Annotated in this window: 16 protein-coding genes; 12 read left to right on the top strand and 4 right to left on the bottom strand. The window is 72.2% G+C overall.

Annotation, left to right across the window (positions count from 1 at the left end):
• The first annotated feature begins 84 nt into the window (after positions 1 to 84).
• The 4 genes from GVL05_RS11245 (at position 85) to GVL05_RS11230 (ending at position 4,493) form a co-directional block, all read left to right on the top strand.
• Complete coding sequence (locus GVL05_RS11245; protein WP_159573193.1) at positions 85 to 1,083, top strand: RimK family alpha-L-glutamate ligase; 999 nt, start codon at positions 85 to 87, stop codon at positions 1,081 to 1,083.
• A gap of 108 nt (positions 1,084 to 1,191) precedes the next feature.
• Entirely contained in the window at positions 1,192 to 2,244 is a 1,053-nt protein-coding gene (locus GVL05_RS11240; RefSeq protein ID WP_131880469.1) for an LLM class flavin-dependent oxidoreductase, read from the top strand.
• Entirely contained in the window at positions 2,244 to 3,551 is a 1,308-nt protein-coding gene (locus GVL05_RS11235; RefSeq protein ID WP_159573192.1) for an O-acetylhomoserine aminocarboxypropyltransferase/cysteine synthase family protein, read from the top strand. Before GVL05_RS11240 ends, GVL05_RS11235 begins: the two co-directional genes overlap by 1 nt.
• A 9-nt stretch (positions 3,552 to 3,560) precedes the next feature.
• Positions 3,561 to 4,493: a 4-(cytidine 5'-diphospho)-2-C-methyl-D-erythritol kinase gene (locus GVL05_RS11230; RefSeq protein WP_111084697.1), complete on the top strand. Its 933-nt coding sequence runs from the start codon at positions 3,561 to 3,563 to the stop codon at positions 4,491 to 4,493.
• A gap of 48 nt (positions 4,494 to 4,541) precedes the next feature.
• Here GVL05_RS11230 and GVL05_RS11225 read toward each other — a convergent pair whose 3' ends face one another.
• On the bottom strand, positions 4,542 to 6,194 hold the full coding sequence (locus GVL05_RS11225) for a glycosyltransferase family 39 protein (protein ID WP_159573191.1): 1,653 nt from the start codon (positions 6,192 to 6,194) through the stop codon (positions 4,542 to 4,544).
• A 95-nt stretch (positions 6,195 to 6,289) separates the two neighbouring features.
• Between GVL05_RS11225 and GVL05_RS11220 the strand changes: the two genes are divergently transcribed.
• Genes GVL05_RS11220 through GVL05_RS11195 form a run of 6 tightly spaced genes read left to right on the top strand, consistent with a single transcriptional unit; the run spans position 6,290 to position 11,574 of the window.
• Positions 6,290 to 7,360, top strand: a complete 1,071-nt coding sequence (locus GVL05_RS11220; protein ID WP_159573190.1) for a HesA/MoeB/ThiF family protein — start codon at positions 6,290 to 6,292, stop codon at positions 7,358 to 7,360.
• Positions 7,361 to 7,412: 52 nt separating this feature from the next.
• Complete coding sequence (locus GVL05_RS11215; protein WP_159573189.1) at positions 7,413 to 7,829, top strand: molybdopterin-binding protein; 417 nt, start codon at positions 7,413 to 7,415, stop codon at positions 7,827 to 7,829.
• Positions 7,826 to 8,635, top strand: coding sequence for a molybdate ABC transporter substrate-binding protein (gene modA / locus GVL05_RS11210; RefSeq protein ID WP_159573188.1), 810 nt, complete (start codon positions 7,826 to 7,828; stop codon positions 8,633 to 8,635). Before GVL05_RS11215 ends, modA begins: the two co-directional genes overlap by 4 nt.
• Before the next feature lie 3 nt (positions 8,636 to 8,638).
• Complete coding sequence (locus GVL05_RS11205) at positions 8,639 to 9,439, top strand: ABC transporter permease (protein WP_131846675.1); 801 nt, start codon at positions 8,639 to 8,641, stop codon at positions 9,437 to 9,439.
• Positions 9,436 to 10,461: an ABC transporter ATP-binding protein gene (locus GVL05_RS11200; RefSeq protein ID WP_159573187.1), complete on the top strand. Its 1,026-nt coding sequence runs from the start codon at positions 9,436 to 9,438 to the stop codon at positions 10,459 to 10,461. Before GVL05_RS11205 ends, GVL05_RS11200 begins: the two co-directional genes overlap by 4 nt.
• A gap of 12 nt (positions 10,462 to 10,473) precedes the next feature.
• Positions 10,474 to 11,574, top strand: a complete 1,101-nt coding sequence (locus GVL05_RS11195) for a calcium:proton antiporter (RefSeq protein ID WP_131880481.1) — start codon at positions 10,474 to 10,476, stop codon at positions 11,572 to 11,574.
• A 287-nt stretch (positions 11,575 to 11,861) separates the two neighbouring features.
• On the opposite strand, the gene GVL05_RS11190 is transcribed toward GVL05_RS11195, so the two are convergent.
• Genes GVL05_RS11190 through GVL05_RS11180 form a run of 3 tightly spaced genes read right to left on the bottom strand, consistent with a single transcriptional unit; the run spans position 11,862 to position 14,596 of the window.
• Positions 11,862 to 12,101, bottom strand: coding sequence for a MoaD/ThiS family protein (locus GVL05_RS11190; RefSeq protein ID WP_159573186.1), 240 nt, complete (start codon positions 12,099 to 12,101; stop codon positions 11,862 to 11,864).
• Between the two features lie 3 nt (positions 12,102 to 12,104).
• Positions 12,105 to 13,151, bottom strand: a complete 1,047-nt coding sequence (moaA, locus tag GVL05_RS11185) for a GTP 3',8-cyclase MoaA (protein WP_123338578.1) — start codon at positions 13,149 to 13,151, stop codon at positions 12,105 to 12,107.
• Positions 13,152 to 13,156: 5 nt separating this feature from the next.
• The gene (locus GVL05_RS11180) at positions 13,157 to 14,596 is read right to left on the bottom strand and encodes a glycosyltransferase family 87 protein (protein ID WP_159573185.1); all 1,440 of its coding nucleotides are present in this window, start codon (positions 14,594 to 14,596) and stop codon (positions 13,157 to 13,159) included.
• A 21-nt stretch (positions 14,597 to 14,617) separates the two neighbouring features.
• Between GVL05_RS11180 and GVL05_RS11175 the strand changes: the two genes are divergently transcribed.
• Both GVL05_RS11175 and GVL05_RS11170 read left to right on the top strand, forming a co-directional pair.
• Entirely contained in the window at positions 14,618 to 16,018 is a 1,401-nt protein-coding gene (locus GVL05_RS11175) for a molybdopterin-dependent oxidoreductase (RefSeq protein ID WP_200849203.1), read from the top strand.
• Positions 16,015 to 16,464: a hypothetical protein gene (locus GVL05_RS11170; protein ID WP_159573184.1), complete on the top strand. Its 450-nt coding sequence runs from the start codon at positions 16,015 to 16,017 to the stop codon at positions 16,462 to 16,464. Before GVL05_RS11175 ends, GVL05_RS11170 begins: the two co-directional genes overlap by 4 nt.
• The last annotated feature ends 9 nt before the right edge of the window (positions 16,465 to 16,473 follow it).

The following is a 16,473-nucleotide window of genomic DNA, read 5'->3' as shown; positions in this document are numbered from 1 at the left end:
CCCCCCCCCCCCGGACGCACCGCACGAAGCAACCGCGCGTCACACACTTGGCCGCGTGCGGTATACCGTGCCTAGGGTGGGCGGGTGAGCACTCCCCGCGTGTACGTCATCCACGAGAACCCCGAGTGGTTCCCGCCGCTCGCCGCAGCCTTCGAGGCCGAGGGCGTCCCGGTGCAGGAGATCCTGCTGACCGAGGGACAGATCGACCTCGGTGCCGAGCCGGAGCCCGGTGTGTACTGGTCGCGCATGTCGGCGTCGAGCCACACCCGCGGCCACGAGCACAGCAAGGAGTACACCCGCGCGGTCCTCGGCTGGCTCGAACGATCGGGTCGCCAGGTCGTCGGCGGCAGCCACGTGCTCGAGCTCGAGGTGTCCAAGGTCGCCCAGCACGGGCTGCTGCAGCACGCCGGGTTCGACGTGCCCCGCACCACCGCCGTGTTCGGCACGACGACGCTCAAGCAGGCCGCGCGTACCTTCGCGAACGGCCAGGACGTCCCGTTTATCACGAAGCACAACCAGGGCGGCAAGGGCCTGGGCGTCCGCCGGTTCGACTCGCTCGCCGAGTTCGACGCCTACGTCGACTCCCCGGAGTTCGAGGCGCCGGTCGACGGCATCACCCTGCTGCAGGAGTTCCTGACGGCCCGTGAGCCCTTCATCACCCGTGTCGAGTTCGTCGGCGGCGAGTTCGTCTACGCCGTCCGCGTCGACACGAGCGCCGGCAGCTTCGAGCTGTGCCCGGCCGACGCGTGCGAGGTCCCCCAGGTCATCGCGGGTGCAGTCTGCGACGTGCCCGGAACCGAGACCGCCGGAGCACCCCCGGCGTTCAGCGTCCGGACCGAGGTCACGGCCGAGCACCCGCTCGTCCAGCAGCTCCGCACGTTCCTCGCCGACCAGCGCGTCACGATCGCGGGCGTCGAGTTCATGGAGACCACGGACGGCCGCACGGTCGTCTACGACATCAACACGAACACGAACTACAACCCCGCCGTCGAGGAGTCCGCGCCGGCCTCCGGTCCGCGTTCCATCGCGCGCTACCTCGGTGGCCTGCTGGAGACGCAGTACGCGGCGCAACTCACGGCCTGAGCACGCAAGAACCACCGGACAGGAGGCCCGTGGCGGGCCCGCCACGGGCCTCCCGTCCGTTCCGCGCCCCTTCCCGGGCACTCCCCACCTCCCCAAGGAACTCACCCCGTGCGATTCGGATACTGGACCCCGCTCTTCGGCGGCTGGCTGCGCAACGTCGACAACGAGAACATGCCGGTCACCTTCGACTACGTGAAGCGGCTGGCGCAGCGCGCCGAGCGGATCGGCTTCGACCTGACGCTCGTGCCGGAGCTCAACCTCAACGACATCAAGGGCACGGCCGCGCCGTCGCTCGAGGCCTGGTCGCTCGCCGCGGCCATCGCGGCGACGACCGAGCGCCTCGAGATCATGGCGGCCATGCGCCCCGGCTACCACCTGCCCGCGGTGACGGCGAAGCAGGCGGCGACGATCGACGACATCTCCTGCGGTCGCTTCACCTTCAACGTGGTGAGCGCGTGGTGGGCGGAGGAGGCCAAGCAGTACGGCGGCATCTTCTCGGAGCACGACGACCGCTACAAGCGGACGGCGGAGTTCGTCGAGGTCATGAAGGGGATGTGGCGGGAGACGCCGTACTCGTTCTCGGGCGAGTACTACGACATCGAGAACGCGCACCTCGAGCCGAAGCCCCGCGTGACCCCGCGCATCTACGCCGGCGGCGAGAGCGAGGCGGGCAAGGCCGCGATCACCGGGTACGCCGACGCCTACGTGACCCACGGCGGCACGGTCGAGGAACTCCGGACGAAGATCGCCGAGATGAAGCAGCGCCGCATCGACGCCGGACTGCCGCCGTTCGAGGCGTTCGGCATGGCGGCCTACGTCATCGTCCGCGAGACCGAGGAAGAGGCACAGGCCGAACTCGCGCGGATCACCGACGTGCAGCACGGGAACGCGTACGAGTCGTACCAGGACTTCATCTCGAAGTCGCAGCTCGAGCACGTCCCCTCGCTCGAGGACTACTCGGTGTCGAACCGCGGCCTGCGCCCCGGGTTCGTCGGCACGCCCGCGCAGGTCGCTGCCCGGATCAAGGAGTTCGAGGACGCCGGGGTGGACACGCTGCTGCTGCAGTTCTCGCCGCAGCTCGAGGAGATGGACCGCTTCGGCGAACAGGTCATCCCGCTCGTCCGCCCGTCGGTGGTCGCGGCGTCCGAGGCGGTCGTCTGATGGGCACGACCGAGGAGGAGTGGGCGTTCGAGACCCGGCAGATCCGCGCGGGCTTCAAGGCCGACCCCGGGTTTGGCGGCAACGTCCCGCCGATCGCCCAGACCGCGGCCTTCGTCTACCCGTCCGGTGAGGACGCGGCGGACCGCTTCATGCTCAACGCCCCGGGGCACACGTACTCGCGCGTGAACAACCCGTCGGCGGCGGCGCTCGAGCGTCGGATCGCCGACCTCGAGGGCGGCGTCGGCGCGCTCGCGCTGGCGTCCGGCCAGGCGGCCACCTCGTTGGCCGTCCTCGGCGTCGCGCGGGCCGGTGACCACGTCGTGTCGAGTGCCTCGCTGTACGGCGCGACGTACACGCTGTTCGCGTCGACGCTGCACGACCTCGGCATCGCGTTCACCTTCGTGCAGGACCCCACGGACCTGGACGAGTGGGCTGCCGCGGTGCGTCCGGAGACGAAGGCGTTCTTCGGGGAGTCGATCCCGAACCCGCGCGGTGACGTCCTGGACTTCGCCGGGGTGGCCGGGGTCGCGCACGACGCCGGCGTCCCGCTCATCGTGGACAACACCATCGCGACGCCCTACCTGGTCCGTCCGATCGAGCACGGTGCGGACATCGTCGTGCACTCGGCGACGAAGTACCTGGCCGGTCACGGCAGCGCCATCGCCGGACTCATCGTGGACAGCGGCAACTTCGACTGGGCGGCTTTTCCGGAGCGGTTCCCGCAGCTCGCGACCGCCGAACAGTCCGGGTTCGCGAACACGAACTTCGCGTCGAAGTTCGGGCGGCGCGCATTCATCCAGCGCACCCGGTCGAAGCTCTCCGCCGACCTCGGTCCGGCGATCGCCCCCTTCAACGCCTTCCTGGTGCTGCAGGGCATCCAGACGCTCTCCCTGCGGATGGAGCGGCACGTGTCGAACGCCGCCGCCGTCGCGTCGTGGCTGGACGCGCACGACCAGGTGCTCGGCGTGCACTACGCGGGACTGCCGTCGTCGCCGTGGCACCACCTGCAGCAGCGGTACGTGCCGAAGGGGCCGTCGGCGGTCCTGGCGTTCGACCTGGACGGCGGGGTCGAGGCCGGACGGCGGTTCGTGGCCGCTCTCGAGCTGTTCGACCACGTGTCGAACATCGGTGACGTCCGGTCGCTCGTCGTGCACCCGGCGTCGACGACCCACGTGCAGATGACGTCGTCGGAGCGGGCAGCGGCCGGTGTGGGCGACGGGCTCATCCGGCTGTCGATCGGCCTCGAGCACATCGACGACGTCCTCGCCGATCTGGCGCGGGGCTTCGCGGCAGCCGCAGCGGGATAGGTTGGGGGCATGACCACGTTGGCCGCCCCGACCCGCGTGCGGACGCGCGCCCCCGGCAAGATCAACGTGTTCCTGTCCGTCGGTGCGCTGCAGGACGACGGCTACCACGACGTGGCGACCGCGTACCAGGCCGTGTCGCTGTACGAGGACGTCACGGCCGAGCACGCCGACGACTTCTCGGTGACCTTCACCGGCCCGATCGACACGTCGAACGTGCCGGTCGACGAGTCGAACCTGGCGATCCGTGCGGCCCGGCTGGTGGCCGACGCCGCGGGGCACCGGGGCGGAGTCCGGCTGACGATCGACAAGCAGGTGCCGGTGGCCGGCGGCATGGGTGGTGGCTCGGCGGACGCCGCGGCCACGCTGCTCGCCGTGGACACGCTCTGGGGCACCGCCCTCGGGCGTGAGGAACTGCTCCGTCTCGCCGCGCAGCTCGGCGCGGACGTGCCGTTCGCCTTCGCCGGGGGCACCGCCGTGGGCACCGGCCGCGGCGACGAACTCAGCCCCGCGCTGGCGAAGGGCGAGTTCCACTGGGTCCTCGCGCTGAGCGACGACGGGCTGTCGACGCCAGCGGTCTACCGTGCGCTCGACGAGCACCGGGAGCGCTACCGCGCCGACATCGCACCGGCGCCGTCCCACCCGGTGGTGGAGTCGAACGTGCTGCAGGCGTTGCGTGCCGGCGACCCCGACCTGCTCGCCGACTGCGTCCACAACGACCTGCAGGCCCCGGCCATGCGGCTGCAGCCCGGACTCGCGTCGACCCTCGAACTCGGCGAGAAGGCCGGAGCGCTCGCGGGTCTGGTGTCGGGCAGCGGTCCGACGGTGGCGTTCCTGGTCGGTGACCGTGACGCCGCGCTCGAACTGCAGGTCGAGCTCAGCGCCGCCGGCCTGGTCGCGCTCCGTGCCACCGGACCGGTGCACGGCGCCCGCCTCGTGCACTGACCGTCCGACAGACGCTGACCGTACGACGAGCGCCGATCGTCCTGACGGTCAGCGGCTGTACTTCCACAGGATGACCGTGTCGGTGTGCCAGTACCGCACCACGTGGAAGCCCTGGTCCTTGAGCGTCTCGGAGACCTCGGGGCGGATGTTCCGCGACTTGGCGCCGACGAACCAGACGGTGTCGATGTCGGCCAGACGTGCCGGCACGGTCGTGGCGATGTCGCCGTTCACGTTCCACAGCTGACCACGCTGCGCACCCGTGCTCGCCACCGCCAGGTCCCGCATGCCGCTGAAGGCCTCGGGGTAGGCGTCGGCGATGACCTGTGCCGTCGCGGTCGGGTGCTCCCACACACTGCCGTAGATCACTCCTTCGTCGGCGTCGGTGGTCACGTTCCGCTCGCGTTCGATGATCGCCGCCGCGTTCGCCCAGTGCGAGGACTGCTTGGCGTGCGGCAGCCGCACGATCGTCGACGTCGGCACGGACACCAGGACCATGCCCACGACGGCCATCGCGATCCAGCGTCGCGGGCGGATGGCCGTGATCGCCAGTCCGATCAGGAGCGCCACGAACGGCAGGCTGATGCTCGCGTACTTGGGGGAGTACAGGTGCTCGCCGGCGGCGGTCGCGGCGACCAGCAGCGCGGTGGGCACGATCGTCAGGGGCACGGCGACCCGGACGGCCTGCATGCGGAGCACGTCGCGGGCGGCCGGCGACGGGCGTCGGGCCGCGCGCACCGCCAGCACGACGGCGACGATCATGAGCAGCCACCCGAGGGCGGCGTACGGGTAGACGACCCCGAACCACGCGGTCGCGAACACCTGGCGCAGGGTGGCCCACCCGATGCCGGTGATCCAGCCGACCTGCTTGGCCTGACCGGCGGCGAGTCCGATGAACGGCAGGACCACGACGGCTGCGGCGGAGGCGGCGACGGCCCAGCGGACGACGACGGCGCGGTCCACCATCGCCGAGGGCACCGTGCCGCTGCGATCCGTCACCGCGGCCTGCCGTCGGGCAGCCCGGTCGGCGAATCCGGTCCACGCGAGCACGACGCCGTGCGCCACGACGGCGAGGGACAGGTACACGTTGAACAGGACGGCCACGGCCGCCAGCACGCCGTAGACGACCCACCACCGCGTCGCGTGGTGCCGCACCCGGGTGCGACGGACCGCGGTCAGGCCGACGAGTGTGAGCAGCGCGGCGAGGGTGGTGACCGTCGCGTACGGGCGGCCCTCGGTGCCGGCCCAGGCGACGCGGGGCAGCAGCAGGAAGACCAGACCGGAGACGACCCCGAGCCGGTCACCGCCGAGCCGCCGACCGAGCGGCACCACGAGCGCGGCGGCGATCCCGATCGCCAGGGCACTCGGGAAGCGGAGTGTGAACGGCGAGTAGCCGACCAGCGCGAGCCAGACGTGCATGAGCGCGTAGTACAGGCCGTGCACGGCGTCGACGTTCTGCAGTTCCGCCCAGAGCGCGGGCCAACTGCGCTGCGCGCTCGTCAGGGTGGCGGCTTCGTCGTACCAGACCGACGGCACCCAGGTGAAGGCGGCAGCGACGACCACACCGACCACACCGACGGTGATCTCCGGCGCACGCACCAGGGTCCGCACGGTCGACAGGGCGAGTGCCCGGAGCCGTGCGCGCGTCGACGTGTCCGACGTCGTGCGTCGGACCGTGACGGTGCCGGTGCGGGGAGAACTCACGCCCGCGACCGTACCGAGCGGCACTGAGCATCCGCCGCGTCCACCCGCTGAGCATTCACATGCAGGGATTCGGCGCGACCGGCCAGAATGACGGGATGGACCCCCTCGTCGCCCCCGTCGCAGCGCTCTCCCCGTGGCGGACACGGCTCGGCTCGCGGACCGCTGCCCTGTCCGACGTCGGCGCCGTCGGGCTCCGGCGGCTGGCCGCTTCACGCGTCCTGGTGGTCGGCGCCGGCGGGCTCGGGGCTCCCGTCGTCGCGTACCTCGCGGGCGTCGGACGGCTCACGGTGGTCGACCCCGACGTCGTCGACGCCTCGAACCTCGCGCGCCAGACGCTCTTCACCGCTGCCGACGTCGGATCGTCGAAGGCCGGGGTCGCCGTCGCCCGGGCCCGCGCCGTCGACCCGGAACTCGACGCCGTCGCCGTGGTCGGGTCCTTCACCCCGGAGCTCGTCGCCGGGCACGACGTGGTCGTCGACGCGGCGGACTCCGTCCTGGTCACCCGAGCGGTCTCGGACGCCTGCGCCGACGCCGGCGTGCCGTTCGTCTGGGGCACGGTGCTCGGTCACGACGGCCAGGTCAGCGTGTTCCGCGACGCCGGACCCGACGGCGTCGACTTCCACGACCTGCACCCCGAGGCCCTGCCCGACGAGGGCTCCTGCGCCCTGGACGGCGTCGTGCCGGCACTGTGCGGCGCCGTCGGAGCGGTGATGGCCGGACAGGTGCTGGCCCTGGTCACCGGCACCGGCGAACCGCTGCTCGGGCGCGTCCTGACCGTCGACGCACGCCGCTGGCGGTGGAGCGAGAGCCTCGTCCGGCGCGGACCGGCATCACACCGACCCGTCGTGGTCGCTCCCGCTCGGACCGACCGCATCGCTCCGTCGGCGCTCGCCGCGCGCCTGGCCGACCCCGCGGACCCGGTGGTCGTCGTCGACGTGCGCACCGACGCCGAACGAGAGGACGGCGTGGTCGCCGGAGCCGTCACGGGTGACGCGGTCACCGGCGACACCGATGCGGCGGACGTGGTCGTCTACTGCGCCCGTGGCCCGCGTGCGGACGCGTGGGCTGCCGCACAACCGGCCTGGAGGCACGTGGCGGTCCTCGACGGCGGGTTCGAGGCCTGGCGCCGCGAAGGGTTGCCCGTGGCGGTCGGGCACGCGTCCTGATCCGACACGATCGGGTCCAGAGCGCCGCTTCCGCGGCTAGGATCGTCGCATCATGACGCAACTGCGGATCCGCGATGCTGCTGCCTTCCTCGGGGTGAGCGACGACACCGTGCGCCGACTCGTCGACGGGGGCGCCTTCGACCGGGCCACCGACGACGCCGGTCGCGCCGTCGTCGACGGTCGACAGGTGGCCGAGTTCGCCCGGGCGCGGAGCACCGAGCTGGCCGCCCCGGACACCGGCGTGAAGAGCTCGGCACGGAACCGCTTCGTCGGCATCGTCACCGACCTGGTCGTCGACACCGTGATGGCGCAGGTCGAACTGCAGTGCGGCCCGCACCGCGTGGTCTCGCTCATGAGCGCCGAGGCGGTGCGCGACCTCGGGCTCGAGGTCGGGTCCGTCGCCGTGGCGTCCGTCAAGGCCACGATGGTCACCGTCGAGGCGCCCACCCACCAGGAGGACCCCCGATGACCCGTCGTTCCCGCTCGCTACTCGTGCCCCTCGCCGTCGTCGCGGCGCTCGGCCTGGCGTCGTGTTCCACCGCCGACGCTCCGGCCGGGTCGTCGTCGCCGTCATCATCGTCGAGCGCGGACGCAGGCGTGTCGGGCTCGATCACGGTGTTCGCGGCGGCGTCGCTCCAGAAGACCTTCACCACGCTCGGCAAGGACTTCGAGCTCGCGAACCCCGGCGCCTCGATCGAGTTCTCGTTCGCGGGGTCGAGCGACCTGGTCACCCAGATCCAGAACGGCGCCCCCGCCGACGTGTTCGCCTCCGCCGACGAGGCGAACATGGCGAAGCTGTCCGCGACCGACCTGGCGAGCGGGTCACCGGAGGACTTCGCGACGAACGTCCTCGAGATCGCCGTCGCGCCGGGCAACCCGAAGGGCATCACGAGCCTCGACGACCTGACCGGCTCCGACGTCCAGCTCGTCACGTGCGCCGCCCCGGTGCCGTGCGGCGCCGCGACGGCGAAGGTCGAGTCCGCCTCGGGCGTCGACCTGCAGCCCGTCAGCGAGGAGCAGTCCGTCACCGACGTGCTCGGCAAGGTCGAGTCCGGTCAGGCCGACGCCGGGCTGGTCTACGTGACCGACGTGCAGGGTGCCGACGGCAAGGTCGACGGTGTCCCGTTCGACGAGTCGAGCAAGGCCGTCAACACGTACCCGATCGGCGTGCTCAAGGCGTCCGAGGACCCGGAGCTCGCGCAGGCGTTCTCCGACTACGTCCGGTCCGCCACCGGCCAGAAGGTGCTCACCGCCGCCGGGTTCGGGAAGCCGTGACCCGTGGCCTCGCGGGCTGACGGACGGCCGCCGGTCGCCTGGTGGCTCCCGCTGCCCGCGGTGCTGGGCGGCCTGTTCGTCGTCGTCCCCGTGCTCGCGATGCTCGGTCGGGTCGACTGGTCGTCGTTCGTCGCCCTCGTCACCTCGACGGCGTCGCTCACGGCCCTCGGGCTCAGCCTCGGCACCGCGCTGACCGCCACGGCCGTCGCGTTCGTGCTCGGGTACCCGCTCGCCGTGCTGTTCGCCCGGTCCCGGTCACGGTGGGTGGGCGTCGCTCGCGCCGTCGTGCTGCTGCCGCTCGTGCTGCCGCCCGTCGTCGGCGGGCTCGCGCTGCTGGCGGCGTTCGGTCGCCTCGGGGTGGTCGGGGCGTTCCTCGACGACCACGGGCTGCACATCGCGTTCACCACGACAGCGGTCGTCATCGCGCAGACGTTCGTCGCCATGCCGTTCCTGGTCTCCTCGATCGAGGGCGCGCTCCGCGTCGAGGGGGACCGGTACGAGCGGGTCGCCGCGACCCTCGGCGCCGGTCCCACCCGCACGTTCCTCACCGTCACGACCCCGAGGGTCCTGCCCGGCATCGTCTCCGGACTGGTGCTCTGCTTCGCGCGAGCACTCGGCGAGTTCGGTGCGACCCTGACGTTCGCGGGCAGCCTGCAGGGGGTCACCCGGACCCTGCCATTGGAGATCTACCTGCAGCGCGAGGTCGACCCGGACACCGCCGTGGCACTGGCGGTCGTGCTCGTCGTGGTCGCCGTCGTGGTCATCGGTGCCTCGTCGCTCCGGACCCGGGGCGTGGCAGCGTGAGCGGGGTCACCGCACGCATCGTCGTCGAGCGACGCGGGGTCGACGTCGCCCTCGAGGTCGCGACGGCAGAGTGCGTGGCCGTCATCGGGCCGAACGGCGCGGGCAAGTCCACCGTGGTCGAGGCCCTCGCCGGCCTGCTGCCGATCGACGCCGGACAGGTGGTCCTCGGCGGCACCGTCGTGTCGGACCAGCGGCGGACCGTCCCCGCCCACCGCCGCCGCATCGGACTCGTCGCCCAGCGGCCCGACCTGTTCCCGTTCCTCGACGTGGTCGGCAACGTGGCGTTCGGCCCGCGGGCAGCCGGCGTCCGACGAGCCGCGGCCCGTGCCCGCGCGCTCCGTGCCCTGGCGGCCCTCGGCATCGACGACCTGGCGGGACGGAGCCCCGATGCGCTGTCCGGAGGGCAGGCCCAGCGCGTCGCCATCGCCCGGGCGCTCGCCACCGACCCGGCGGTCCTGCTGCTCGACGAACCGACGTCGGCGCTCGACGTCGCCGCGCGCGACGAGGTCCGTGCAGCCCTCCGCACCGCGATCGGCGGGCGCCCGAGCGTCCTGGTCACGCACGACCCGGTCGAGGTCGTCGCCCTGGCCGACCGGGTCGTCGTCGTCGAGCACGGCCGGGTCGTCGAGGACGGCACCCCAGCGGCCGTGCTCGGACGGCCCACGAGTGCCTTCGCGGCGGCGTTCTCCGGACTCGCACTGGTGCGCGGGACCGCCACCGCGGGTGGGATCGCCACCGACGGCGGGGGCGAGCTGGTGTCCAGGACGCACGCCGTGCCTCCCGGTCGGCCCGCCCTGGGCGCCTTCCACCCGACGGCCGCCGTGCTCACGCGGGACGGCGCCGGACCGGCGCGCACCGTCACGTCGCTCGAACCGCGGGACGGTCTGGTGCGGGTCCGCGCCGGCGACCTGGTCGCGGACCTGACCCTGTCGCGCGTCACGGCACTCGGCATCGGGCCTGGCGACGCGGTCCACGTGGACGTTCCCGCGTCCGAACTGGCGGTGTACGCGCCGCGCGGTTGAGACAATGGACGGATGACCTCCTGGTTCCCCAAGGCGTGGCCCGTGGCCATCCCGATCCTGGCGGCCGTCGTGCTCGCGTTCTCGTACGGCCGCTACGGACTCGGCACCGTGGTCGTGGCGATCGTCGCGGTCGTGCTCGCCGCCACCGTGCTCGCGGCGGTGCACCACGCCGAGGTCGTCGCGCACCGGGTCGGGGAACCGTTCGGGTCACTCGTGCTCGCCGTGGCGGTCACGATCATCGAGGTCGCGCTCATCATCTCGCTGTCGAGCTCCGGCGGTGCCCAGGCCGAGACCCTGGCGCGCGACACGGTGTTCTCGGCCGTGATGATCACGATGAACGGGCTGGTCGGCCTCGCGATCCTGATCGGGACGCTCCGGCACAACACCGTGCGCTTCAACCAGGAGGGCGCGAGCGCCGCGACGATGACGGTGGCCGCGCTCGCGGTGCTGACCCTGGTGCTGCCGACGTTCACCACCGGCACCGACGACGCGTCCTTCACCGGGACGCAGCTCGTCTTCGTGGCCGTGGCGTCGATCGTGCTCTACGGGCTGTTCGTCGTGACGCAGACCGTGGCCCACCGGGACTTCTTCCTGCCCGTGAACCGGTCAGGGGGTGTGCTCGCCGAGTCCGAGGACGCCCACGCCGCCCGGCCGACCGGTCGCGCGACGATGATCTCGCTCGCACTGCTCGTCGTCGCGCTCGTCGCCGTCGTCGGGCTCGCCAAGGTCGAGTCGCCCGCGATCGAGGCCGGCGTGGCCGCGGTCGGGTTCCCGCCGTCGTTCGTCGGCGTCGTGATCGCCCTGCTCATCCTGCTGCCCGAGGGCATCGCGGCGTCGAAGGCTGCCGCCCGCAACCGGATCCAGACGAGCCTGAACCTGGCGATGGGGTCGGCGATGGCGTCGATCGGTCTGACGATCCCGTCCATCGCGGTGGCGTCGCTGTTCATGCCGGGCACGCTGCTGCTCGGGCTCGGGTCGTCGCAGATCGTGCTGCTCGCGCTGACGATCGTCGCCGCGGTGCTCACCGTGCTGCCGGGTCGGGCGACGCGACTGCAGGGCGGGGTGCACCTGGTGATCTTCGCCGCGTTCATCGTGCTGTCCGTCTCGCCGTAGGGGGGCGCGGCGGCCGCGGCCGGGCGGCGCGGCGGCGGCGGCGTACCTGGTCGAATCGGGCGTACCTGGTAGGAAGTTCTGACCCGGTATGCCCGGAAACACCAGGCATCGCGGGCGTTCTGGGAAAGAACGGACACAGGGCGCGCAGACACGGGGACGAGTCGGGAGTACCAGGTCGTTCCGGGCGTACCTGGTCGGATCGGGCGTACCTGGTCGGAAGTTTCGACCCGGTATGCCCGGAAACACCAGGCATCGCGGGCGTTCTGGGAAAGAACGAGCGGGGGCGCTCAGCCGCCGGCGAAAGGGGGCATGACGTCGACGACCGCGACCCCGGACAGCGCGGTGGCCCGGTCGCGGGTGGTCACGCCGTCGACCAGGTACGAGCACCGCTCCTGCAGTGCACTCCATCGCGATGGGTCGGTGGCGGTGACCTCGCGCAGCGCCTCGTCGAGCGTGTCGGCCGCGGTGGTCAGCGTGTCCGCGCCGACCGCCGCACGGGCAGCGGCGAAGAACCGGATCGTGGTCATGTCTCAGCCGCCGATCGCGCTCATGCCGCGCGTCGGGTGCACGAGCTCGTCGCTGTCGTCGCCGTGGTCGCGCGGCTTCGCCCACATCGCCCGGCGCCACAGCTCGGCCAGGTCGTCGTCGGAGACCCCCGCGCGCATCGGCCCGAGCACGTCGGTCTCGGCGTCGGAGAACAGGCAGCTCCGGACGTTGCCGTCGGCGGTCAACCGGGTGCGGGTGCAGTCGGCGCAGAAGGACTCGGTGATGCTCGCGATGATGCCCACGGTGCCGAGTGACGCACCGGAGCGCGCGTCCTGCACCCGGTACCGCTCGGCCGGGGCGCCGTCACGCGGTGCCTCGTCCGGCGTCAGCACGAACGACGACGCCAGCAGCGCCCGGGTCTCGGCAGCGGTCACCATCTCGGTGCGGTCCCAGGCGTGGTCGGGGTCGAGCGGCATCTGCTCGATGAACCGCAGCTCGTAGCCGCGGTCGAGGCACCACCGCAGCAGCTCCGGCGCGGCCTCGTCGTTGATCCCGCGCAGCAGCACCGCGTTGACCTTGATGTCGAGGCCGGCGTCGTGGGCGGCGGACAGCCCGGCGATGACCTTGTCGAGGAACGGGCGGCGGGTCACGGTGGTGAACACGTCCGGGTCGACGGTGTCGAGCGACACGTTCACGCGCCGCAGCCCGGCGTCGTACAGGGCCTGGGCGCGGTGGGCGAGGCCGATGGCGTTCGTGGTGAGCGACAGCTCCGGGGCGTCGGGCAGCGCGGCGCACCGGGCGATCACGTCGACCAGGTCGTGCCGGAGCATCGGCTCGCCGCCGGTGAACCGCACCTTGCGCACGCCGAAGCGCGACGACCCGATCCGGACCAGCCGCTCGATCTCGGCGGCGGTCATCAGGGCGTCGTCGGGGGCGAACGGCAGCCCGGCGGCCGGCATGCAGTAGGTGCAGCGCAGGTTGCACCGTTCGGTCAGGGACACCCGCAGGTCGATCGCACGACGCCCGAAGCGGTCGACGAGCCCGGCGGACGCCGGGTCCACGGTCGTGCCGAGCAGGGTCGCGGGTGCCATGCGGCTCAGCGTACGTGTTCGACGCTCCGGAACGACAGCCGTTCCCACCAGCGCCGCCAGTCCGACCGGCTCGTGCGCAGGAGCGTCACCACCACGATGACGGCCACGGCGGCGAGCAGCCACCACCGGTAAGCGTCCGTCGACGGCCACACCCCGCGCAGCGCGATGGCGAGCCCGATCGACAGCCACTCCCACCGGCCCGACAGCACCACGAACGGGATGAGCAGCAGCGCGTACCAGGGGTAGCGCGGGGTCACGGCGAGGAACGTGACGCCGATCATCAGGACCTCGCCGGACCACGGCCGCGACGGGTCGGACAGCCGCCAGGCCACGAAGGCGGCGAGCAGCACGGCGAGCCCGACCACGACGGTCGCGGCGTCGCCCCGGAAGACCAGCGACACCAGGGCGAAGCGCGAGCCGTCCTCGTAGCCCTCCTCGCTCAGGTAGCCGGGCAGGTACCCGAGCACGTCGAGCCCCGTCGTCAGCACGTAGGGCACGTAGAGCAGGCCGAACACGGCGATGCCGACCGGGATCGCCCAACAGGAACGCCACCGGCCGAGCAACGGCGGGTACACGATCGCGGGGATGAGTTTGGTGGCCGTGGCCGCTCCGAGCGCGATCCCGCCCCAGATCGGTCGACCGAACGCGACGAGGACGGCACCCGCGGTCGCGAGCGCCGCGCCGAGGGCATCGACGTGCGAGTTCGTCACGGCCTCCGACGCCACGAGCGGCGACCAGGCCCAGAGCGCCGCCCACCAGGTCGGACGACCGGTCTTCCGCAGCACCACGACGAGGGCGATGGTCACCACGAGCGAGAGGAGCAGGCCCGCCACCTGGAACGGCATGTACTGCGCGGTCGCCGGCACGAACGCACGGACCGCGGCGAACCAGAGCTGCGCCATCGGCGGGTAGATCGTCGTCACGTCCGGCCGGTTGATCGCGGTGCAGTGGCCGTCCGCGCCGTCGCCGAGGCCGCGGAACCGGGGCTTGAGGTCGTCGCACGTGCCGTTCACCTTGTCCGGGAACAGCCAGTCGGGCCGCAGACCGGACAGTGCCGTGGACTGGGGGGTGTGCGCGTAGGGTGAGACTCCGGCATGCTGGACGATGCCGTCCCACGCGTACCGCGCCGAGTCGGTGCTGGTGCTCGGGGGGCCGGCCAGCGCCGCGAGGCCGACCACCACCGCCCCGACCATGACCACGGCGGTCATCCACCGGGCGTGCACGAACCGCAGCGCGAGCACGGCGATCACGAACACCGTCCAAGCGATCAGCGTCCACGCAACGAATGACGAACGAGTGTCGGATCGGAGGAACCCCAGATGCGTGACGCCGAAGGCGATGACGCCCGCGAGGGCCAGTACTCCGACGACCGCGCCCACGACGGCGAGGCGGGCACCGGGTCCGACGGCGGAGGACGGTCGGACGGCACGCAGTCGGTCGCTCATGGTCCGTCGAGGCTAGCGGGCGTGCGGCACCTGCTGTTCGAGGCGCGGGCCGCGCTGGCCTCGCCGAACCGGAACGCGCGCTCCGCGGTGGTGCTCGGACGACTGCTCGGCATCGCCTTCGTGGTCTGCTTCGGCACCGGCATCTACAGTCACCTGCTGCAGGAGCCCCTCGGCTGGATGCGGTTCCCGACCCGGCCGACGCAGCTCTACCAGTTCACGCAGGGCCTGCACATCACCACCGGCATCGCGATCATCCCGCTGCTGCTGGCGAAGCTCAACACCGTCATGCCCGCGCTGGTGCAGGTCCCGCCGGTGCGCGGCGTGCTGCACCTGTTCGAGCGGCTGTCGATCGCCGTGCTCGTGTCGGCGTCGATCATCCAGGTCACGACCGGCCTGCTCAACACGTACCAGTGGTACCCGTGGCCGTTCCCGTTCCGCCAGGTCCACAACGCGATGGCGTACGTGATCATCGGGTCGCTCATCATCCACATCGCGTCGAAGCTGCCGGTGATCGCCCGCTACTGGCGGAAGCGCGACTCCTACGACGAGCAGGGCCGGTTCATCGTGGACCCCGCGTCCGGCAGCGAGTTGCTTCCCCCGGTACGGGAGGCCCGCCCCGCGTCCGCCCCGCCGGCTGCGGGTGCCGAAACGGCCCAGTCCACGGCCCCCGGCCTGCTCGGCCGCGTGTTCCGCTGGATCGACGGCGTCGACGCGGTCAAGGCGGTCGAGGCGGTCGACGCAGCCCCGGACGAACCGGCGGCCGATGCGCCGGAGCCGACCCGGGCCTCCCGGTCGGTCGAGGAGCGCGCACAGGGCCGACGCCAGCGGATCGCACGACGCGGGTTCTTCGGTGGCGTGACGGCCGCGGTCGTCGGCGTCGTCGCCCTGACGGCGGGGCAGTCCTCGAAGCTCGCTGAACCGTTCAACGTGTTCGGCGCGCGCCAGCGCGGTCTCGGCGCGAACGGCCTGCCGGTCAACCGCACCGCCCGCGCGGCGGGGGTGCTCGCCAGCGCGACCGCCGCGGACTGGACGCTGACCGTCGTCGGACCCGACGTGACCCGGACCTTCGTGCGCGCGGAACTCGTCGCCCTCGGCACCACCGAGGTCGACCTGCCGATCTCGTGCGTCGAGGGGTGGAGCCAGATGGGCAGCTGGAAGGGCGTGCGGATGCGCGACCTGCTCGGCGCCGTGCAGGCCGAACCCGGATCGCACGTGCGCGTCACGAGCCTGGAACGACACGGCGGCTACCGGATCATGGACATGGGGCCGGAGTACGCCGAGGACCCGACCACCCTGGTCGCGCTCGAGCTGAACGGTTCGACGCTCGACCTGGACCACGGGTTCCCGGCGCGGATCATCGCTCCGGGGCGACCGGGCGTGCTGCAGACCAAGTGGATCGAGAAGATCGAGGTGCTGCGGTGAAGGCCGCGCGGATCGTGCTCGTCGTGCTCGGCGTGCTGGTGATCGCGTTCGGCGCCTACGTCCTGGTGACGTCGGTCAAGCCGAACCGGATCGGCGGGCTGGCGACCTGGCTGCTCGGCGCGGTGATCCTGCACGACGCGATCCTGTCGCCGTTCGTCGTCGGCGCCGGACTGCTCCTGCGTCGGGCGGGGCGGTCGCTCCGGGCGTGGGTGCTCGTCGTGGTGCAGACGGTGATCGTGCTCGGCAGTGTGCTCGCCCTCGTGGTGCTGCCCGAGATCGCGGCGAAGCGGCACGGGCAGAAGAACCCCACGATCCTGCCGTTCGACTACGGCACGCGGTTGCTGATCGTCGAGGGGGTGCTGCTGCTCGCGGTGGTGGCGGTGCTCGTCGTCGGGGTGGTCCGTGCGCGGCGGACGGCACTGGTTAAAGCGACAACCATTCGGTAGGATGCAGAC

The organism is Curtobacterium sp. 18060, assembly GCF_902706105.1.
Lineage (GTDB): Bacteria > Actinomycetota > Actinomycetes > Actinomycetales > Microbacteriaceae > Curtobacterium.
Note: the sequence above shows the minus strand (reverse complement) of the source record. Positions and strands in the feature narration are given on the sequence as shown.